Below are 21,080 nucleotides of genomic sequence, written 5' to 3'. Positions count from 1 at the left end.
CGACTAGAATCACAAACACGAATGATCGCTCGCATTCTCAGAATGCGAGCGATGGCTCGTGTTTGTCAATCCCCCTCTGGGAGTACACGTGTCCGAGGCGGACGAGAAACCGAGACGGCGTCAGGCGCGCGGCGAGCGCCGGGTCACGCAGTTGCTGAAGGCTGCCGCCAGCGTGTTCTGCGCGGTCGGCTACACGGCGTCGAGCACCAACGCCATCGCACGGGAGGCCGGCGTGTCCCCGGGCACGCTCTACCAGTTCTTCCCGAACAAGGAGGCCATCGCCGTCGAGCTGGGAAGCCGGCTGATCGGGGAGATGGAGGAGACCCACGGCCGGGTCTTCACCGCGGCGAACGCCCGCCTCCCGCTCGATCAGCTGGTGGACGCGGTGGCGGACCCCTTCATCGAGTTCAACTGCGCCAACCCCGCGTTCTTCTCCCTCATCAAAGGCTCCGACACGCCGGGCCAGGTCGCGGACGAGCACGACACGCTGCACGCCACCTTGCTGGACCGGGTGGCGTGGGTGCTGGCACTGCGCCGCCCGTCGCTCTCGTCCGCCGAACGCACGGTGATCGCTCAGATGAGCTTCGCGACGTTCAAGGCCGGCCTCGAACTCATCCTGCTGACCGAGGACGACACCGCGCGCGCCGCGTACGCCAGGGAGCTGAAGAGCATGCTCTCCCGCTACCTCGCGCCCCACGTGGGCACGGGGCCGGTCGAGATCGGGGAGGAGGAGAAGGCCGCGGCCAGGTCCTCGCTGGCCGCAGCGGGTGCGATCTGGTTCGACGGTCCGCCGCAGGACGTCGCGTACCTCCCGGCGTCCGGCACCGACGCCGGACCGCACGACGTCGCCGCCCCGGAGCCTGCTACTCCCCCCGGCCCGCCGACGGGCAGGTGAACGTCCCGTCGTGGCCGTCACGCGGTCCCGCCGGCGGCCCGACCGTTCCGCTGCCCTTACCGGACGGTCCGGACGGTCCGGGGACCTTCCGGCTCTCCCCGGCCAGGGAAGCCGCGATCACGGCCGAGGGGCGCGGCGCACCGCCCGCCTGGCGGCGCTCCCTGGCCCGTGAGAGCCACTGCGCGCACATACCGAGGGCGGCGACCAGCAACGAGATCCCGAGGCCCAGAGAGAGGGCGTAGAACGAATTCGAGGCGGCCTCACCGCTGACATACCCTGCCCCGACGGAGTACGACGCCCACACCGACTCGGCCACACCCGCCCCGACCGCGTAACGGCGCACCGGATAGCGCATGATCCCCGCCGCCAGACCGCCGATCACCCGGCCGCTGGGCAGGAAGCGGACGCCGATCACGAACGGGACGCCGTGCCGCTGTATGCGCAGCGCCGCCCACTTCAGCAGGGCCTCGCGACGCGGCCTGCGGTGCATCCGCTCCAGCACACGGCCGCTGAGCGCCCGCCCGGTCCGGTGCATCACGAGGTCGCCGAGCACCGCGCTGGCGGCCACCACGAGCAGCACGAGGGCGAGGTTGAGATGGCCCTCGGCCGCCATCACCCCGCCTGTCACGAGGAGTACGGAGTTGGGCACCAGGGGTGGAGCCGTGGTCGCGGCCAGGATCGCGTACGCCCAGATGACGTGGCCGCCCCTCAGGAACTCGGCGAGTCCGGAGGTGAAGTCAAGTGACGACACGCTCAGTGCAACGTCCATCCCACCGCCCCTCTTCCCCTACCCCTACTTCAACGCTGACAGCGTGGGGCGGGGTCGGCAAGCGCATTGACCGCACTTCGGCCGATTCCCAGCGAAGCTCATCCTGAGGGTCCAGAACCGGTACTCCCCAGGTAGTACGCCGCCGCACGGGAGTTGGGACGGCGGGCGCGGGCGGACCGCTCAGCGGCCGAGCAGTTCGCCGCCGTTGACCTGGAGGATCTCGCCGGTGATGAACCCTGCCTCGGGCGAGGCGAGGAAGAGCACAGCTGAGGCGACGTCCGCGGGGCGGCCCACCCGGCCGACCAGGGTCCGGCCCGCGCGCCGCGTCAGCTCGGCGTCGTTGAGCCGCGAGCCGAAGAACTCGGTGCCGGCGACCGTGCCCGGCGCGACGATGTTGCAGGTCACGCCTTGCGGGCCGAGCTGGGCGGCGAGGGAGTGGTTCCACGCGTGCAGGGCCGCCTTGGAGGCCCCGTAGGATCCGCCGCCGCGCAGCGCGGCCACCGACGTCACCGTGACCACCCGGCCGCTGTCCGTGGTGAAGCGGTCCCGCAGCGACTCGGTGAGCAGGACGGCGGTGAGCACATTGCGTTCGAAGTCGCCGCGCCAGCGGGCCAGCACCCCGTGCGGCCCGGCGCCCACGGCCAGTTCCCGGCTGCCGGCGTTGTTGACCAGCACGTCCACCCGCTCGGGCAGGTGGGCCAGCGCCGCCTCGACGTCGTCGGGGTCGGCGAGGTCGCAGACCACGGGGGTGATGTCGAGCCCGCGCTCGGCACGGATCTCCTCGACCGCGGCGTGCAGGACCTCCCGTCGGCGACCGACGATCGTGACCCGGTGGCCCTCTTCGGCGAAACGCACCGAAACAGCCCGACCGATGCCCGTACCGCCCCCGGTCACCACGATGTTGCGCACCGCCGCCGCGCTCTGTGCCATGAACTCCGCCCCTCCAGGAGAGACAGCACGGTACGGGATGCCCCCGAAGCGGGCGCGAGCGGGGTAGCCTGCGAAAACAGCCTTCGCGAAGAGACGTAGATCACACGGCGGAGAACGTAACCATTACAGTGGTTGGCGGGTCTTATGTCTTGAGTACCGTGCTCCCGGCGGAGCCGGTCGGGGGGCTGTGGAACGGATCGTCTTGGGGGACGGTCCGGAACGCGTCGCCGGGGCGACGCCCGGGGAGCTTGAGCGGCCCTCCCGGGCCGTTTTCGTCCCGGCAACGGCGCACAGCCGCCGATGAACGCCCGGTCGGACCCGTGGGGGGATCCGTTCCGGGGAACGGGAGCGCCCCGTGCCGGACCCGTGGGGGGATCCTGCGCGGGGCGCTTCCTTGTACTGCTTCGTACGGGGTGCGCGCGCCGGACGACGCCGAGGCGTACGTCCGGGGCGCGCGGCGGACGCCGAGCGTCAGCGGGCCTCGACCGAGACGTAGTCGCGGATCTCGACGCCGGTGTAGATCTGCCGCGGACGGCCGATCCGGGAACCGGGCTCCTTGATCATCTCGTGCCACTGGGCGATCCAGCCGGGCAGTCGGCCGATGGCGAACAGCACGGTGAACATGCTGGTCGGGAAGCCCATCGCGCGGTAGATCAGGCCGGTGTAGAAGTCCACGTTCGGGTAGAGCTTGCGCGACACGAAGTAGTCGTCGCTGAGCGCGTGCTCCTCGAGCTTGAGCGCGATGTCGAGCAGCTCGTCGGACTTGCCGAGCGCCGAGAGGACGTCGTGCGCCGCGGCCTTGATGATCTTCGCCCGGGGGTCGAAGTTCTTGTAGACCCGGTGGCCGAAGCCCATCAGCTTGACGCCGTCCTCCTTGTTCTTCACCTTGCGGATGAAGGAGTCCACGTCGCCGCCGGTGGCCTGGATGCCTTCCAGCATCTCCAGCACCGACTGGTTGGCACCGCCGTGCAGCGGGCCCCACAGGGCGCTGATGCCGGCCGAGATCGAGGCGAACAGGTTCGCCTGCGACGAGCCCACCAGGCGGACGGTGGACGTCGAGCAGTTCTGCTCGTGGTCGGCGTGCAGGATGAACAGCTTGTCCAGCGCGCTGACGACGACCGGGTCGAGCTCGTACTCCTCGGCGGGGACGGAGAACGTCATCCGGAGGAAGTTCTCGACGTAGCCGAGGTCGTTGCGCGGGTAGACCACCGGCTGTCCGACGGACTTCTTGTACGCGTACGCCGCGATCGTCGGCAGCTTGGCGAGCAGCCGGATCGTGGACAGGTACCGCTGCTCGGGGTCGAACGGGTTGTGGCTGTCCTGGTAGAACGTCGACAGCGCGCTGACCACGGACGACAGCATGGCCATCGGGTGGGCGTCGCGCGGGAAGCCGTCGTAGAACCGTTTGACGTCTTCGTGCAGCAGGGTGTGCTGGGTGATCTGGCCCTTGAACTCCGCCAGCTCGTCGACCGTCGGCAGCTCGCCGTTGATCAGCAGGTAGGCGGTCTCCAGGAAGGTGCCGCGCTCGGCGAGCTGCTCGATCGGGTAGCCCCGGTAGCGCAGGATGCCTTCCTCGCCGTCGAGGAAGGTGATCGCGGACTTGTAGGCCGCGGTGTTGCCGTAACCGCTGTCCAGTGTCACCAGGCCCGTGTCGGCGCGCAGCTTGCCGATGTCGAAGCCCTTGTCACCGACAGTGCTCTCAACCACCGGGTAGCTGTGCTCGCTGTCCCCATACCGCAGTACTACAGAGTTGTCGCTCACGTCATTCCCTCACCGACGGTTTTGCCTCTTCTTCGAGGTGCCCTGACTACGTCCACTGTCCCCCATTTGGCACTGGCGCGTGCACTCGGGGTCGGCCATCGGGCCGAAAAGTGGCACGGAGTGCCTATTTTGCGCCCCTGGACAGCCGGTGGTCGAGAGCCGTGAAGCGTCGGCCTGCCGAGACCGTGCGTACCGCCTGCCCGATCGCCCGCCGGGAGCCGACGAGGACGACCAGGCGTTTCGCCCTGGTGACCGCGGTGTAGAGCAGATTCCGCTGGAGCATCATCCAGGCGCTCGTGGTGACCGGGATCACCACCGCCGGGTACTCGCTGCCCTGGGAGCGGTGGATGGTCACGGCGTAGGCGTGGGCCAGCTCGTCCAGCTCGTCGAAGTCGTAGCCGACCTCCTCGTCCTCGTCGGTGCGCACGGTGAGCCGCTGCTCGACGGCGTCCAGGGCCGTGACCACGCCCACCGTGCCGTTGAAGACACCGTTGGCGCCTTTGTCATAATTGTTACGGATCTGGGTCACCTTGTCGCCCACACGGAACGTCCGGCCGCCGAACCGGCGCTCGGGCAGGTCGGGACGGGCCGGGGTGACGGCCTGCTGGAGCAGTCCGTTGAGCGTCCCGGCCCCTGCCGGGCCGCGGTGCATCGGGGTGAGTACCTGGATGTCGCGCCGCGGATCCAGCCCGAACCTGGCCGGAATGCGACGGGCGACGACGTCGACGGTCAGCCGGCCCGCCTCCTCCGCGTCCTCCTCGGCGAAGAGGAAGAAGTCCGGCAGGCCCTGCGTCACCGGCGGCAGCCCGGAATTGATGCGGTGCGCGTTGGTGACCACCCCCGACTGCTGGGCCTGCCGGAAGATCCTGGTCAGCCGCACCGCCGGCACCGGGCTGTCCGGAGCCAGCAGATCCCGCAGCACCTCTCCGGCACCGACGCTGGGCAGCTGGTCGACATCCCCCACGAAGAGCAGGTGCGCGCCCGGGGGCACCGCCTTGACCAGCTTGTTCGCCAGCAGCAGGTCCAGCATGGACGCCTCGTCGACGACCACGAGATCCGCGTCCAGCGGGCGGTCGCGGTCGTACGCGGCGTCGCCGCCGGGTTTCAGCTCCAGCAGGCGGTGGACGGTGGACGCCTCCGCCCCGGTCAGCTCCGCCAGGCGCTTGGCCGCGCGCCCGGTCGGCGCCGCCAGCACCACCTTCGCCTTCTTGGCCCGCGCCAGCGCCACCACGGAGCGCACCGTGAAGGACTTGCCGCAGCCCGGGCCGCCGGTCAGGACGGCCACCTTCTCCGTCAGCGCGAGCCGGACCGCCTGCTGCTGCTCGGGGGCGAGATCCGCGCCCGTGTGCCCGGCCAGCCAGGACAGCGCCTTGTCCCAGTCGACCTCCCGGAACGCCGGCAGCCGCTCCTCCGGCCCGCGCAGCAGCCGGACCACCTGCGCGGCCAGCGCGATCTCGGCGCGGTGGAAGGGCACCAGGTAGACGGCCGTGACCGGCTCCCCGTCCCCGTCCGGGGCGGGGACGCTCTCGCGGACCACGCCCTCCTCGTCGGCCAGCTCGCCCAGGCAGTCGATCACCAGGCCGGTGTCGACCTGGAGCAGCTTCACGGCGTCGGCGATCAGCCGCTCCTGGGGCAGGAAGCAGTTGCCCCCGTCGGTGGCCTGCGACAGCGCGTACTGCAGACCGGCCTTCACCCGCTCCGGGCTGTCGTGCGGGATGCCGACGGCCTGGGCGATCCGGTCCGCGGTCAGGAAGCCGATGCCCCACACCTCGGCCGCCAGCCGGTAGGGCTGCCCCTTCACGACGGAGACGGACCCGTCCCCGTACTCCTTGTAGATCCGGACGGCGATGGAGGTGGACACCCCCACGCCCTGGAGGAAGACCATCACCTCCTTGATGGCCTTCTGCTCCTCCCACGCGACCTCGATCTTCCTGGTCCGCTTGGGCCCGAGGCCGGGCACCTCGATGAGCCGCTTCGGCTCGCCCTCGATGACCTCCAGTGTGCTGACACCGAAGTGGTCCACGATCCGCTCGGCGGTCCGCGGGCCGATGCCCTTGATCAGCCCGGAGCCGAGGTAGCGGCGTATCCCCTGGACGGTGGCGGGCAGCACCGTCGTGTAGTTCTCCACGGTGAACTGCTTGCCGTACTGCGGATGGGAGCCCCAGCGGCCGTGCATCCGCAGGGACTCGCCGGGCTGGGCGCCGAGCAGTGCGCCCACGACCGTCAGCAGGTCGCCCGAGCCGCGGCCGGTGTCCACCCGGGCGACCGTGTAGCCGTTGTCCTCGTTGGCGTAGGTGATCCTCTCCAGGACACCTTCCAGCACCGCGAGTGGCCTGTCCGTCATGCCGACCTCCCTCCCCGGAGACGATCAGATCCGACGGTACCGGCAGGCAGGGACACCGCGTTCGCAACCTGTGGACAACCGCGCGGGGAGGCGGCCCCGCACGGAAAAGACGGGAGCGGGGCCAGGCTCAGCCTGGCCCCGCTCCCGTTCCCACCCCCGAAGCCCCCCTCGGGCGCATTACCCTCACGGCCGCCCGGAAGCCTTCCCGGAAGCCGTGACGCCCTATACGACATGTCACCGGCCGTCAGGGTTGTCCTACGGCAGCCATACTTCTCAAGATTTTTTCAGCTGACGTGCGCCACGTACCTCTCGGCGATCTCCGCGACGACCTCGTCGCCCTCGCGCGCCCACAGTGCCGGGTTGAAGATCTCCACCTCCACGGGTCCCCGGTAGCCGGCCGCGTCCACCGTCTCCCGCCACCCGCGCAGGTCGATGCACCCGTCGCCGAGCTGGCCGCGCCCCAGGAGCACTCCCTCGGGGAGCGGGGTCACCCAGTCGGCGAGCTGGAAGGCCGCGATCCTGCCGCCCTCCCCGGCCCGCCGGGTGTGCGCGGGCGCCTGGTCGTCCCACCACAGATGGTAGGTGTCGACGACGACACCGACCTGGTCGGCGGGGAAGCGCTCGGCGATCTCCAGCGCCTGGCCGAGGGTGGAAATCACGCACCTGTCGGAGGCGTACATCGGGTGCAGCGGCTCGATCGCCAGCCGCACCCCGCGCTCTCCGGCGTACGGGGCGAGCTCCGCGAGTGCGTCGGCGACCCGCTCGCGCGCCGCCGCGATGTCCCGGTCGCCCGCCGGCAGCCCCCCGGACACCAGCACGAGCGTGCCGGTTCCCAGCGCGGCGGCCTCGTCGATCGCCGCACGGTTGTCGTCCAGCGCCTTGGCGCGCGGTTCTGCGTCCGCCGCGGTGAAGAAGCCCCCGCGGCACAGCGAGGTCACCGTCAGCCCGCTGTCCCGCATCAGGCGTGCGGCGCGTTCCACGCCGTACTCCTGCACCGGGGCGCGCCACAGCCCGACCTTGCCGATGCCCGCGGCCAGGCATCCCTCGGCCAGCTCCGGCAGCGACCACTGCTTGACGGTCTCCTGGTTGATGCTCAGCCGCGCCAGGTCGCGCGTCTGCGTCCCTCCGGAGTCGGTCATGCGTCCACTCCGTGCAGGGTCAGCAGTCGGCGCATCCGGTCCTCCGCGAGCGCGGGATCGGGGAAGAGCCCGACCCGGTCGGCGAGTTCGTAGGCGCGGGCCAGGTGCGGCAGCGAGCGCGCCGACTGCAGCCCGCCGACCATGGTGAAGTGCTGCTGGTGGCCTGCCAGCCAGGCGAGCAGCACCACGCCCGTCTTGTAGAAGCGCGTCGGCGCGCAGAACAGGTGGCGCGACAGCTCGACGGTCGGGTCCAGGATCCGGCGGAATCCGTCGGTGTCCCCCGTGTCCAGGACGCTGACCGCCGCCGAGGCCAGCGGCGCCAGCGGGTCGAAGATACCGAGCAGCGCGTGGCTGAAGCCCTGCTCGTCCCCGGCGATCAGTTCGGGGTAGTTGAAGTCGTCGCCGGTGTAGCAGCGCACCCCGCCGGGCAGCCTGCGGCGCAGTTCCACCTCCCGCCGCGCGTCCAGCAGTGAGATCTTCACGCCGTCGACCTTGTCCGGATGCGCCGCGATGACCTCGAGGAAGGTCTCGGTCGCCGCGTCCAGGTCGGCGCTGCCCCAGTAGCCGTCGAGCGCCGGGTCGAACATCGGTCCGAGCCAGTGCAGGAACACCGGTTCGGCGGACTGCCGCAGCAGGTGCCCGTACACCCTCAGGTAGTCGTCCGGGCCCTGGGCGACCGCCGCCAGCGCCCGTGAGGCCATCAGCACCGCCTGCGCCCCGGCGGCCTCCACGAGCGCGAGCTGCTCCTCGTAGGCGGCCGTCACCTCGGCCAGGGTGGCGGGGCCGGTCAGCTGGTCGGTGCCGACCCCGCAGGCGATCCGGCCGCCCACCGAGTGCGCCTCGGCCGCCGACCGGCGGATCAGCTCGGCGGCACCGGCCCAGTCCAGGCCCATACCCCGCTGGGCGGTGTCCATGGCCTCTGCGACGCCGAGACCGTGCGCCCACAGATGGCGCCGGAAGGCGAGCGTCGCGTCCCAGTCCACCGCCGCGGGCGCGTCGGCCGCGGCACGCAGCGGATCGGCGACCACATGCGCGGCCGAGTAGACGACACGGCTGCGCAGCGGCAGATCCGTCACCATGGCGACGGCTTCCGCGCGCGGCACATAGGTGTGGGTCGTCCCTGACTCGTCGGGCAGTTCGATGCTCACAGCGACAGCTCCGGCACGTCGAACCGGCGGCCCTCCGCGGAGGACCTGAGGCCGAGTTCGGCCAGCTGGACGCCGCGCGCGCCTGCCAGCAGGTCCCAGCGCCAGGGCTCGTCGAGGACGACGTGCCGCAGGAAGAGCTCCCACTGGGCCTTGAAGCCGTTGCCGAAGTCGGTGTTGTCGGGGACCTCCTGCCACTGGTCGCGGAAGACCTCGGTCGCGGGCAGGTCGGGGTTCCACACCGGCTTCGGGGTGGCCGAGCGGTGCTGGGCGCGGCAGTTGCGCAGGCCCGCGACGGCCGAGCCGTGGGTGCCGTCGACCTGGAACTCCACCAGTTCGTCCCGGTTGACGCGGACGGTCCAGGAGGAGTTGATCTGCGCGACGGCGCCGCCCTCGAGTTCGAAGATGCCGTAGGCCGCGTCGTCGGCGGTGGCGTCGTAGGGCTTGCCGCGCTCGTCCCAGCGCTGCGGGACATGGGTGGCGGTGAGCGCCTGGACCGTGCGCACCCGGCCGAAGATCTCGTGCAGGACGTAGTCCCAGTGCGGGAACATGTCCGCGGTGATACCGCCGCCGTCCTCCGTGCGGTAGTTCCACGACGGTCGCTGCGCGCTCTGCCAGTCCCCCTCGAAGACCCAGTAGCCGAACTCGCCGCGGATGGACAGGATCCGGCCGAAGAAGCCGCCGTCGACGAGCCGTTTGAGCTTCAGCAGGCCGGGAAGAAAGATCTTGTCCTGGACCACGCCGTGCTTGACGCCCGCCTCCTGCGCGAGCCTGGCCAGTTCCAGCGCCCCGGCGAGCGACGTGGCGGTCGGCTTCTCGCAGTAGATGTGCTTGCCTGCTGCGATGGCCTGCTTGACGGCGTCCTCGCGTGCGGAGGTCACTTGGGCGTCGAAGTAGATCTCGACCGACGGGTCGGCCAGTACCGCGTCCAGGTCCGTCGACCAGTGCTCGATGCCGTGCTGCTCCGCGATGGCGCGCAGCGCGTGCTCCCGTCGGCCGACCAGGACGGGTTCCGGCCACAGCACCGTGCCGTCTCCCAGGTCCAGCCCTCCCTGCTCGCGCAGGCTGAGGATGGAGCGGACCAAGTGCTGCCGGTATCCCATGCGCCCGGTGACGCCGTTCATGGCGATCCGCACAGTCCTGCGTGTCACGTGGGGTCCTCTTCTCGGTGGTTCGGCGGGGCCCGGCCGGTGCGGAGCCCACGGCGGCAACTGATGGCGAGCGCCGCAGCAAGGCGTACAGCAAGCGCTTTCTTTCGGTCTCACGCTAACCCGCGAGTCCCGTTTCGAGCAAGAGGTGCCGCAGGCGCGGAAAGCGCTTGCTGCCGCTCTGGTGTGCACTCCCCATGACGTCCGGGCGGCGGGGATGAGAACATGACCCGCGGGACCACCGGCTCCCGCCCACGGCGCGCGCGGCCGGTCACCGCCGACAGGCCCGGCCGGCACCCAGGACCAGGACGACGGAGGACGGCAGCGAGATGGCAGTGACTCTGGCCGATGTCGCGGCACGCGCCGGGGTGTCGTCCGCGACGGTCTCCCGAGTGCTCAACGGCAACTACCCGGTGGCCGGAAGCACCCGCGAGCGGGTGCAGCGCGCGGTGGCCGAACTGGACTACGTGGTCAACGGCCAGGCACGCGCGCTTGCCGCCGCCACCTCCGACCTGGTGGGGGTGCTCGTCAACGACGTCGCCGACCCCTTCTTCGGGATCATCGCCAGTGCGCTCCAGGCCGAGGTCGGAGTGAGCGCCGCCGAGCCGGGCGGCAAGCTGACCGTCGTCTGCAACACCGGCGGATCGCCGCAGGCCGAACTGACCTACCTCACCCTGCTGGAGCGCCAGCGGGCCGCGGGCGTGGTCCTCACCGGCGGCGCGGTCGACAGCCCGGCCCACACCGATTCCGTCAGCGCCCGCCTCGCCCGCCTGGCGGCTTCCGGCACCCGCATCGTGCTGTGCGGCCGCCCGCCGCTCACACTGCCGGGTGAGACGGGACCGCTGACCACCCTGGCGTTCGACAACTTCGGCGGGGCGCGCCGCCTCACAGAACATCTGCTCTCGCTGGGCCACCGCCGCATCGGATACGTGACGGGGCCGGCCGAGCGCAGCACCACCGGCGACCGGCTGGCCGGCCACCGCGCCGCACTCGCCGCCCACGGGCTCGCACCGCGCCGGCCGAGCGGCGGCACCGGCACCGGCACCGGCACCGGCACCGGCACCGGCACGGCGGAGGACGCCGCGGACGACCCGTTGACGGTGCACGGCGGTTACGACCGGAACGCCGGCTACGACGCGACGCTCGAACTGCTCCGCCGCGACACCGCCGTCACCGCGATCGTCGCCGCCAACGACACCGTCGCGCTCGGGGTCTGCGCCGCGCTGCGCGACCGGGGGCTGCGCATCCCCGCTGACGTGTCGGTCGCCGGATTCGACGACCTGCCCTTCAGCGCCGACGCCTCGCCCGCGCTGACCACGGTCCGCATCCCGCTCCAGGAGGCGGGCGCGCGGGCGGGCCGGCTGGTGATGGGGCGGCTCGCGCCTCCGCCCGGCGGGGTGACCACCATCGCGACCGAACTGATGGTCCGCGGATCGACCGCGCCCCCGGTCGCGGGGCGGCCCTGAAAGTTATCCACAGGCCGCGAAGGCCCCTTCCGTCCGACTCCCGCACGGGCATATCTTTGACTCAGTCAAGGTTCGACCGGTCGGGCAGCGGCCGGCGCAACGGCAGGACGGGGGACGGATCATGGCCGTCACGGAAATCCGCGAGTTCAACCGCTTCTACACCAACCTCATCGGGGCGCTCGACTACAGCCGCCACCTGCACACGCCCTTCACCCTCACCGAGGCACGCGTGCTGTACGAGCTGGCCCACGCCCCGCGTACCGACGCCGCGGACCTCCGGCTCGAGCTGTCGCTGGACGCCGGATATCTCAGCCGGATGCTCGCCCGTTTCGAGGAGCAGCGGCTCGTCACACGCGGCCCGTCCGCCGAGGACGCCAGGAGGCAGCGGATAGAGCTGACGGAGCAGGGCTGGGAGGCGGCGGGGCTGCTGGAGGAACGGTCGCAGGAGGCCGTGGCCACGCTGGTCGAGCGGATGGCGCCGGAGGACCGCCCGCGGCTGGCCGAGGCCATGCGGACGGTGCGGGAGATCCTGCGGGACAACGCCCCGGCGCCCGTGAAGGGCCGGGTCACGCTGCGCGGGCCGCGCCCCGGCGACCTCGGGTGGGTCGTGGAGCGCAACGCGGCTGTCTACGCCGAGGAGTTCGGATGGGACGAGGGCTACGAGACGCTGGTCGCGCGGATCGTCGCGGATTTCGCCGAGACACGGGAGCCGGAGCGTGAGGCCGTGTGGATGGCCGAGCTCGACGGGCGGCGCGCCGGATGCGTCTTCTGCGTGCGTGACAGGGAGCCGGGTACGGCGCGGCTGCGGCTGCTGCTGGTCGACCCGTCGGCGCGCGGGCACGGGATAGGCCGGCGGCTGGTCGAGGAGTGCCTGGCCTTCGCCCGTTCGGTGGGCTACCGCGACATGGTGCTGTGGACGAACGACGTGCTCGGCCATGCGCGGTCGATCTACCAGCGAGCCGGATTCCAGCTGGTCAGCGAGCAGCCGCACCACAGCTTCGGCAAGGATCTGGTGGGGCAGGACTGGCGCCTCTCCCTCTAGTCCACCGGCTGCCCGGTGCGCCGGGCGGGCCGCGCGGCGGCCGGACGACACTGCCGGATCACGGTTGACCAGGCCGGATCGGGTGCCTAGTGTCCGGCGAATGAGATTCGCGTTCTCCACTCTCGGTGTTCCCGAACTGCCCGTCGACGAGGTGGCCCGGCTTGCCGCGGACAACGGCTTCCACGGCGTCGAACTCCGCGCGAGCCCAGAGGGTCCGGTGCACACCGGGCTGTCCGCGGGTCAGAGAGCCGAGGTGGTGGCGGAGTTCGCCAAAGCCGGGGTGGAGATCCTGACGGTGGCCGGTTACGCCAAGGTGGCCGCCGCAGGGGACGACCAGCCGGTGCTGGACGAGATCTCCGCGGGGGTGGCCCTGGCCCACGACCTCGGAGCGCCGTTCCTTCGGGTCTTCCCCGGGGGCGAGGGCCTGCCCGCCGAGGAGGCGGACGCGCTGGCCGCCCGGCGGCTCGCGGCGGCGGCTCCCGTGGCGGCCGACCTGGGAGTCAGCGTGCTGCTGGAGACCCATGACTCGCACCGCGCCGGGGCCGACGTCGCGCGCGTGGTCGGCCGGGTCGGGCACACCGCCGTCGGCGGCCTGTGGGACGTCATGCACACCTGGCTCGCGGGAGAGCAGCCCGCGGCGAGCTTCGCGGCGCTGGCGCCCTACCTGGGGTATCTCCAGGTCAAGGACATCGCCTCGGCGGACGACACCACCCCGCTGCCGCTGGGTGCGGGTGTGCTGCCGCTGGCGGAGACGGTCGAGGTGCTCAGCCGGGCGGAGTGGGACGGCTGGCTGTGCTGGGAGTACGAGAAGCGCTGGTATCCGCAGGCCCCGGAGCTGCCGGAGCTGCTGGGGGCCGCGCGGGAGCATCTGGACCGGCTCCTGATGGAATCCGCCTGACGGTCGGCGGATCCCGGCGAGCGGGTCTCGGCCCGGCCCCCGCCCGGACACCCGGCGGCCGCCGGGTGTCCGGGCGGGGGCCGGGCCGAGACGGGGAGGGACCGGGCGAGGGCCGGGAGCGGAGGAGGGACGCATGCTCGATCTGGGGCGGCTGAAGGCGCTGCACGCCGTGCACGCGCACGGCTCCATCGGCGCCGCGGCGACCGCGCTGGGGTACACACCCTCGGCCGTGTCGCAGCAGATCTCGAAGCTCGAACGGGAGACGCGGACGGTCCTGCTCGAACGGCAGGGCCGCGGGGTGACGCTGACCGATGCCGCGCAGATGCTCGTCGCCACCGCGGGGCAGTTGATGGCGATCGTGGAGCAGGCGGAGGTGGCGCTTGAGGAGCAGCGCGGCAAGCCGTCGGGCCGGCTGACGCTGGCGGCGTTCCCCACCGCGGCGAGCGGGCTGCTGCCCGGGGTCCTGGCGGAGCTGGCGGCGACCTGCCCGGCGCTGGAGCTGCGGCTCGTGGAGGTGGACGCCCATCTGTCGGTGGACCTGGTGGCGCGCGGCGTGGTGGATCTGGCGGTGGCGCACGACTGGGACATCGCACCGCTGCCGGCTCCCGAGGGCGTGGAGCGTTGCGTCATCGGTCATGACTCGTGCGACGTGCTGGTGCCCGCGGGCCACCGGCTGGCGGACCGGGAGCGGCTGGTGCGGTCGGACGTGGCGGCCGAGCGGTGGATCTGCCAGCCTCCGGGCTCGGTCTGCCACGACTGGCTGGTGCGGACGCTGCGGGAAGCCGGCCGGGAGCCTGACATGGCCTTCCAGGTGGGCGAGTACGGCACGCAGGTGGCGCTCGTGGCGGCGGGGCTCGGCATCGCGCTGGTGCCCAGGCTCGGGCGTGGGGCGATACCCGAGGGGGTGCGGGTGCTGCCGCTGGAGCCGGCGCCCGTGCGGCGGCTCTACGCCCTGTGGCGGCAGGGCGCGGCGCGCAGGCCGTCGATCGAGGTGGCGGTGGCCACGTTGCGAGCCCACTGGCCCGAGACCGGCTGACGCCCCGCCAAGGGCACGGAACCGCCGGCGCGGGCGGCCCGTCCCACCGGCATGACGGTGACGAGGACTTCGCGCGGGGCCGCCGCGGCCGTGGTGCTGGCGGCGGCGGTCGCCCTGGTGGGCGGGTGCGGGACGCAGGAAGGTCCGGGCGGACGGCAGGGCACGCCAGGTCCGGCCGCCTCCACCCGGGTGCCGGGTGACGGGGCGTCCGTGGGGCAGGTGGTCTTCTTCACCCCGGCGCCCCGCGGGCCGCGGGACGGCCACGAGGTGCTCGACAGCCGGGCCGACGCCGAGCGTTACGCGGAGGCCTTCGGCGACGGGCAGGCCCGGACGCGGCTCGCCGCCGTGGCCCGGAGCACCGACTTCACCCGGCAGGTGCTCGTCGGCTGGACGCGGCCGACCGGGTGCAGCACGGCCACCGCGGCGGCCCTGCTGAGGTCGGGCGACCGGCTGGAGCTGCACGTCAGCCAGCCCGAGCCAGCGCCGGAGTGCGTGGCGTCCTTCCGGGTCTCGGTGGTCTTCCAGGTGCCGCGTGAGCGGATGCCGGAACGGCCGGAGTTCGCCTGACGGGGCATCAGGCGTGCCGGGCGGGGATCGGCCGGACGGAGGACGTCGCGCGGGAGTTCGACCAGGCCATTGACTGGCGAAAACTTCCACGCTATCCGTGTACACCTGGAAATTTCCTTCAGTGTGCCTTTCTCCTCCGTCAGAAGGAGTTCGTCGTGCACCATCACCCGTCCCGCCGCTCCCTGCTCACCGCCGCCGCGGCCGGCTCCGTCCTCGCCGCCGGTGCGGCACCCGCCGCGGCGGCAGGCGGCCGCTCCGCGCTCAGCAGCGCGCAGCGCCGTACGATCCGCTCCCTCATCCGGCGCATGAGCCTGGAGGAGAAGGTCGGCCAGCTGTTCGTGATGCGGGTCTACGGAGCGTCGGCCACCGACCCCGACCCCGCGGACGCCGCCGCCAACCAGAGCGAGATCGGCGTCTCCACCGGCGCTGAGCTGCTGGCGAAATACCACGTCGGCGGCATCATCTACTTCGCCTGGGCCCACAACACGCAAAATCCGCACCAGATCGCCGACCTGTCCAACGGCCTCCAGCGTGCGGCCCTCGCGCAGCGCACCCCCGTACCGCTGCTGATCTCCACCGACCAGGAGCAGGGCGCGGTGGCCCGCATCGGCGCACCGGCCACCCTGTTCGGCGGCGGCATGGCGCTGGGCGCCGACGGGAGCCCCGCGGACGCGCGCACGGCGGCCCGGGTGATCGGCACCGAACTCGCCGCGATGGGCGTCAACCAGAACTACTCCCCCGTCTCGGACGTGAACATCAACCCGGCGAACCCGGTCATCGGCGTGCGGTCCTTCGGCGCCGACCCGGCCGCGGTCTCCGCTCTCGCCGCCGCCCAGGTGCGGGGCTACCAGAGCGCCGGCATCGCCTCGACCGCCAAGCACTTCCCGGGCCACGGCGACACGGGCACCGACAGCCACTTCTCGCTGCCGGTCATCACCCACACCCTGGAGCAGTGGCGGACCACCGACGCCCCGCCCTTCCGCGCGGCCATCGCCGCGGGCATCGACTCGATCATGACCGCGCACATCCTGGTGCCCGCCCTGGACGACTCCGGCGACCCGGCGACGCTCTCCCACCCCATCCTCACCGGCGTCCTGCGCGAGCAGCTCGGCTACGACGGAGTGGTGGTCACCGACGCGCTCGACATGGCGGGCGTACGGGAGAAGTACGGCGACGACCGGGTGCCGGTGCTCGCGCTCAAGGCGGGCGCCGACCAGCTGCTCAACCCACCGCTGCTGGACGTCGCCTACCGGGGTGTCCTCGACGCGGTGGCCTCGGGTGAGCTGACCGAGGAACGGCTGGCGGTCTCGCTGGAACGCGTCCTGGCGCTCAAGCTGCGGCTGGGCCTCTTCCGCGACCCGTACGTCAGCCACGCCGGGGTGGACCGCGCGGTCGGCACCCGCTCCCACCTCGCCACCGCCGACCGCATCACCGACCGCGGCATCACCCTGCTCGGAAACGACGCGGGTGTGCTGCCGCTGCCCCGCCGCTCGCACCGCGACCTGCTGGTGGTCGGAGCCGACCCGGCCGCCCCGTCCGGGACCGGCGGGCCGCCCACCGCCGTCCTCGCGCGGGCCCTGACCGAACTCGGGCATCCCGCGCAAGCGCTGTCCACCGGCACCGCTCCCGGGCAGACGCTGATCGACCAGGCCGTGGCGGCGGCCGCGGGCAAGGACGTGGTGGTGGTGTGCACCTACAACGTGACGGGCGCCGCGACCGCGCAGATCGCGCTCGTCGCCGCCCTCACCGCTGCGTCGGTGCCGGTCGTGCAGGTCGCCGTCCGCAATCCCTACGACATCGCCTATCTGCCGCCGGTGGCGGCCTCGCTCGCCACCTACGGCTGGACGGACGTGTCGATGCGCGCGGTGGCCCGGGTCATCGCCGGCAAGGCGTCACCGGCGGGCCGCCTGCCGGTCGCCGTGCCGCGTGCGGACGACCCGGCCACACCGCTCTTCCCGATCGGCTACGGCCTGGACTACTGAGCCGCCGCCAGGGTCCGTACCCACGGGTGCGGGCGGTCACGCCGCCGCCCGCACCTCGCCGGTGAAGGTCCGCCACAGCTCGGCGTAGCGTCCGTCGCGGGCCAGCAGCGCCTCGTGCGTACCGTCCTCGACGACCCGGCCGTGGTCCATGACGACGACCCGGTCGGCCCGCGCCGCCGTGCTCAGCCGGTGCGCGACGACCAGCGTCGTCCGGCGCGTCGCCAGCCGGTCGGCGGCCTGGTTGACCAGTGCCTCGGTCGCCAGGTCGAGTGCCGCGGTGGCCTCGTCCAGCAGCAGGATCGCCGGGTCGACCAGCTCGGCACGGGCCAGCGCGATCAGCTGCCGCTGGCCCGCGGACAGGTTCCGCCCGCGCTCGGCGACCTGGTGGAGGTAGCCGCCGTCCAGCGTGGCGATCATCGCGTCCGCGCCGACCGCGCGCGCGGCGGCCTCGACCTCGGCGTCCGTGGCGCCCATCCGCCCGTAGGCGATGGCGTCGCGCACCGTCCCGGGGAAGAGGTACGGCTCCTGGGGGACGACGCCGAGCTGCTGCCGGTAGCCGGTGAGGTCGAGCTCGCGCACGTCGTGGCCGTCCACCAGGACCGCCCCGTCGGTCGGGTCGTAGAACCTCGCGACCATCTTGACCAGCGTCGACTTGCCCGCGCCGGTCTCGCCCACGAAGGCGACGGTCTGGCCGGCCGGTATGCGCAGGTCGATGCCGGAGAGGGCCTCGTTCCCCTCGGCCTGCGGTCCGCCGTAGCGGAAGTGCAGGTCGCGGAAGGCGATCTCGCCGCGCAGCGGGCCGGTCTGCTTCGGTGCGGCGGCGGCCGGGGTGGTGGTGGGTTCGCGGAGCAGCTCGCCGATCCGGCCGAGCGACACCGACGCCTGCTGGTAGCCGTCGAAGACCTGCGAGAGCTGCTGCACCGGGGAGAAGAACAGGTCGATGTAGAGCAGATACGCCACCAGGGCGCCCGCGGTCAGCGTTCCCGCGCCCACCCGGTGTGCGCCGACGATCAGCACCAGAGCGGCGGCCACGCTGGACAGCAACTGGACGAAGGGGAAGTAGACGGAGATCAGGAACTGGCCGTGCACCCGCGCCTGGCGGTATTCGGCGCTGCGCCGGGCGAATCGCCCGGCGCCCGCCCGCTCGCCGCGGAAGGCCTGCACCACGCGCAGCCCCGCGACGTGCTCCTGCAGGTCGGCGTTGACGACCGCGACCCGCTCGCGCGCCAGCTCGTAGGCGCGGACGGACTTGCGGCGGAAGGCCCATGTCCCGACGATCAGGATCGGCAGCGTGGCAAAGACCAGCAGGGCCAGCTCGACGTCGATGAGCAGCAGCGCCACCAGGATGCCGACGAAGGTGAGCACGCTGACCAGCGCCGTCACCAGGCCTGTCTGCAGGAATGTGGACAGCGCGTCGACGTCCGTCGTCATCCGCGTCATGATCCGGCCGGTCAGCTCGCGCTCGTAGTAGTCCAGGCCCAGCCGGTGCAGGTGCGCGAAAATCTTGACCCGCAGTGTGTAGAGCACCCGTTCGCCGGTGCGGCCGGTCAGCAGCGCGGAGCCCCATTCCGCGGCCCACTGCGCCAGCACCAGCCCGAGACCGAGCAGCGACGCCGCCCACACCGCGCCCAGCGCCTGGCGTCGCACACCCGCGTCGATACCGTGCCGGATCAGCACCGGCAGCAGGAGCCCGGCGAGGGCGTCGACGGCGACCAGCAGCAGGCTCACCAGCAGCGGTGAGCGGAAGCCGCGCAGCAGGGCGCGCAGTCCGAAGGACTCGTCGGCGGCCCGCGCCCGCTCCTCGTCGACCTGCGGGGTGTCCAGGGCGGGCGGCAGCGCCGCCACCTTGGCCAGCAGCTCGGGTGTGGCCGGCATGCCCGCGAGCGCCCCGGCCATCGCGCCGGGCCCGCCACCCGGCCGGGCCGGGACCGCGCCGGCGCGCGCGCCTGCCGTGTCGTCCTCGTCCTGCGCCGGGCGGCGCCGGTCGGCGGGCCACAGCTCGGGCGTGACCGCCCCGGGCCCGTCCGTCCCGGCCACGGCGGCGCCGCTCGTCGCCCTCCCGTCCTCGCGGCCGAGGGCGGCGACGGGGTCGATCTCGATCACATCGGCGCCGAGGGCGTCCGGGTCGGTCAGCAGGGCGCGGTAGAGGGCGCTGCGCTCCTGGAGCTCGTTGTGCGTGCCGATGTCGGACAGCCGCCCGGCGTCGAGGACCGCGATGCGGTCGGCGAGGGCCAGCGTGGAGCGGCGGTGGGCGATGAGCAGGGTCGTCCGGCCGCGCATGACCTCGCGCAGCGCGTCGAAGATCTCGGCCTCGACCCGCGCGTCGACGGCGGAGGTGGCGTCGTCGAGCAGCAGCAGCCGCGGGTCGGTGAGGATGGCCCGTGCCAGGGCGACGCGCTGACGCTGGCCGCCGGACAGGGTGAGGCCCTGCTCGCCGACCACCGTGTCGTAGCCGTCCGGCAGGGCGCTGATGAAGCCGTGCGCCTGGGCGGCCCGGGTCGCGGCGAGGATCTGCTCCTCGGTGGCGTCGGGGTGGCCGTAGGCGATGTTGGCCCGCACGGTGTCGGAGAACAGGAAGCTGTCCTCGGGGACCATGCCGATGCGTGACCGCAGCGAGGCGAAGGTCAGCTCCCGCACATCGACCCCGCCGACGCGCACCGCGCCACCGGTGACGTCGTAGAAGCGGGGCAGCAGCAGCGAGACCGTGGACTTGCCCGAGCCCGAGGCGCCGACGACGGCGACCGTCTCGCCGGGCGCGATGCTGAGGTCGAAGCCGTCCAGGACGGGACGCTCGGCGCTGTAGCCGAAGGTGACGTGGTCGAAGTCGACGGTCGCGGGCGCGTCCGCGGGCAGTTCCGCGGTGCCCTCCCGCAGGGTGGGCTCGGTGTCGATCAGCTCGAAGACGCGCTCGACACCCGCCCTGGCCTGCTGCCCGACGGTCAGCACCATGGTGAGCATCCGGACCGGGCCGGTGAGCTGCGCCAGGTAGGTGGAGAAGGCGACGAACGTGCCCAGGGTGATCTGGCCGCGCGCTGCCATCCAGCCGCCGAGCGCGAGCATGCCGATCTGGCCGAGCGAGGGCACCGCCTGGAGGGCGGGGGTGTAGCGGGCGCCGAGCCGGACCGTGCGGAGCCGGCCGGCGAAGAGCCTGCGGCTGACCTCGGTCAGCTTGCTCATCTCCTGCTGCTCCTGGCCGAACCCCTTGACCACCCGCACCCCGGTGACGGAGCCGTCGACGATCCCCGCGACGGCCGCCGCCTGCCCCTGGGCGTACCAGGTGGCGGGGAAGAGGCGGTGGCGCGAGCGGTTGGCGATGAACCACAGCGCGGGGGCGACGGCCAGCGCGACGAGCGTCAGCAGCGGGGAGAGCACCAGCATGACGACCAGCGAGAGCAGGAAGAGCAGCAGGTTGCCGATGACCATGGGCAGCATGAAGAGCAGGCCCTGGATGAGCTGGAGGTCGCTGGTGGCGCGGCCGACGACCTGGCCGGTGCTCAGCTCGTCCTGGCGGCGGCCGTCCAGCTTCATGATCGTGCCGAACATCTCCGTCCGCAGGTCGTGCTGCACGTCGAGCGCGAGCCTGCCGCCGTAGTAACGGCGCAGGTACGTCAGCCCGTACACCACGACCGCGGCCGCGACCAGGGCGAACGCCCACGGGGCGAGCGGCTTGTCGTGCTTGACGATCACGTCGTCGATGATCAGCCGCGGGACGAGCGGCACCAGCGCGGTGACCGCCATACCGAGCAGCGAGGCCCCGAGCGACAACAGGACGCTGCGCCTGTACCGCCAGCAGTACGCGGACAGCCGGCGGAGCCAGCCCTGTTCCGGGCCGTCCTTCGCCGCCGTCTCCGGCTTCGCCGTCGTCACGCCGTCCTCCCACCGATTCGTCCGTCGTCCACCCCGCGACTCCAACACGCTCTGCTGCGCATTTCATCCTCCCGCAACAAACCAACGACCA

15 protein-coding genes are annotated in these 21,080 nt (G+C 72.3%); 7 read left to right on the top strand and 8 right to left on the bottom strand.

The features are described 5' to 3' along the window. Nucleotides 1–88: 88 nt before the first annotated feature. Nucleotides 89–895 (top strand): TetR/AcrR family transcriptional regulator, encoded by an 807-nt coding sequence (locus ACH4PY_RS15325; RefSeq protein ID WP_398181424.1) that lies wholly within the window; start codon nt 89–91, stop codon nt 893–895. Here the strand turns inward: ACH4PY_RS15325 and ACH4PY_RS15320 are convergent. The 7 genes from ACH4PY_RS15320 to ACH4PY_RS15290 form a co-directional block, all read right to left on the bottom strand. Next, complete coding sequence (locus ACH4PY_RS15320; RefSeq protein ID WP_398181421.1) at nt 864–1,664, bottom strand: DedA family protein; 801 nt, start codon at nt 1,662–1,664, stop codon at nt 864–866. The two genes, ACH4PY_RS15325 and ACH4PY_RS15320, sit on opposite strands and share 32 nt — an antisense overlap. Nucleotides 1,665–1,844: 180 nt before the next feature. Beyond that, nucleotides 1,845–2,594 carry an SDR family NAD(P)-dependent oxidoreductase gene (locus ACH4PY_RS15315; protein WP_398181418.1) on the bottom strand — a complete coding sequence of 250 codons (750 nt, stop codon included), beginning with the start codon at nt 2,592–2,594 and terminating at the stop codon, nt 1,845–1,847. Nucleotides 2,595–3,065: 471 nt separating this feature from the next. Then, complete coding sequence (locus ACH4PY_RS15310; RefSeq protein WP_031514696.1) at nt 3,066–4,355, bottom strand: citrate synthase; 1,290 nt, start codon at nt 4,353–4,355, stop codon at nt 3,066–3,068. Between the two features lie 124 nt (nt 4,356–4,479). Next, nucleotides 4,480–6,699 (bottom strand): ATP-dependent RecD-like DNA helicase, encoded by a 2,220-nt coding sequence (locus tag ACH4PY_RS15305; RefSeq protein ID WP_398181414.1) that lies wholly within the window; start codon nt 6,697–6,699, stop codon nt 4,480–4,482. A 284-nt stretch (nt 6,700–6,983) separates the two neighbouring features. After that, nucleotides 6,984–7,838, bottom strand: coding sequence for a sugar phosphate isomerase/epimerase family protein (locus ACH4PY_RS15300; protein ID WP_398181411.1), 855 nt, complete (start codon nt 7,836–7,838; stop codon nt 6,984–6,986). Then, nucleotides 7,835–8,986 (bottom strand): dihydrodipicolinate synthase family protein, encoded by a 1,152-nt coding sequence (locus ACH4PY_RS15295; protein ID WP_398181408.1) that lies wholly within the window; start codon nt 8,984–8,986, stop codon nt 7,835–7,837. The genes ACH4PY_RS15300 and ACH4PY_RS15295 overlap by 4 nt, the downstream gene beginning before the upstream one ends. Next, on the bottom strand, nt 8,983–10,134 hold the full coding sequence (locus ACH4PY_RS15290) for a Gfo/Idh/MocA family protein (protein WP_398181405.1): 1,152 nt from the start codon (nt 10,132–10,134) through the stop codon (nt 8,983–8,985). Before ACH4PY_RS15290 ends, ACH4PY_RS15295 begins: the two co-directional genes overlap by 4 nt. A 326-nt stretch (nt 10,135–10,460) precedes the next feature. Here ACH4PY_RS15290 and ACH4PY_RS15285 point away from each other — a divergent pair, with 326 nt between their 5' ends. From ACH4PY_RS15285 to ACH4PY_RS15260, 6 genes are all read left to right on the top strand, one after another. After that, a complete protein-coding gene (locus tag ACH4PY_RS15285; protein ID WP_398181402.1) occupies nt 10,461–11,597 on the top strand; it encodes a LacI family DNA-binding transcriptional regulator in 1,137 nt (378 codons plus the stop codon). A gap of 121 nt (nt 11,598–11,718) precedes the next feature. Continuing rightward, nucleotides 11,719–12,639 carry a GNAT family N-acetyltransferase gene (locus tag ACH4PY_RS15280; protein WP_398181398.1) on the top strand — a complete coding sequence of 307 codons (921 nt, stop codon included), beginning with the start codon at nt 11,719–11,721 and terminating at the stop codon, nt 12,637–12,639. Nucleotides 12,640–12,739: 100 nt separating this feature from the next. Further along, entirely contained in the window at nt 12,740–13,537 is a 798-nt protein-coding gene (locus ACH4PY_RS15275; RefSeq protein ID WP_398181395.1) for a sugar phosphate isomerase/epimerase family protein, read from the top strand. 133 nt (nt 13,538–13,670) lie between these two features. Beyond that, entirely contained in the window at nt 13,671–14,573 is a 903-nt protein-coding gene (locus ACH4PY_RS15270) for a LysR family transcriptional regulator (protein WP_398181392.1), read from the top strand. A gap of 57 nt (nt 14,574–14,630) precedes the next feature. Continuing rightward, nucleotides 14,631–15,140, top strand: coding sequence for a hypothetical protein (locus ACH4PY_RS15265; protein ID WP_398181389.1), 510 nt, complete (start codon nt 14,631–14,633; stop codon nt 15,138–15,140). A gap of 155 nt (nt 15,141–15,295) precedes the next feature. Continuing rightward, complete coding sequence (locus tag ACH4PY_RS15260; RefSeq protein WP_398181386.1) at nt 15,296–17,122, top strand: glycoside hydrolase family 3 protein; 1,827 nt, start codon at nt 15,296–15,298, stop codon at nt 17,120–17,122. A 36-nt stretch (nt 17,123–17,158) separates the two neighbouring features. Here the strand turns inward: ACH4PY_RS15260 and ACH4PY_RS15255 are convergent, their stop codons facing one another. Further along, the gene (locus tag ACH4PY_RS15255; RefSeq protein ID WP_398181382.1) at nt 17,159–20,989 is read right to left on the bottom strand and encodes an ABC transporter ATP-binding protein; all 3,831 of its coding nucleotides are present in this window, start codon (nt 20,987–20,989) and stop codon (nt 17,159–17,161) included. Nucleotides 20,990–21,080 lie beyond the last annotated feature (91 nt).

Source organism: Streptomyces sp. NPDC021224 (genome assembly GCF_044332905.1).
Classification (GTDB): Bacteria; Actinomycetota; Actinomycetes; order Streptomycetales; family Streptomycetaceae; genus Actinacidiphila.
This window is presented reverse-complemented; position numbering and strand designations above follow the sequence as displayed.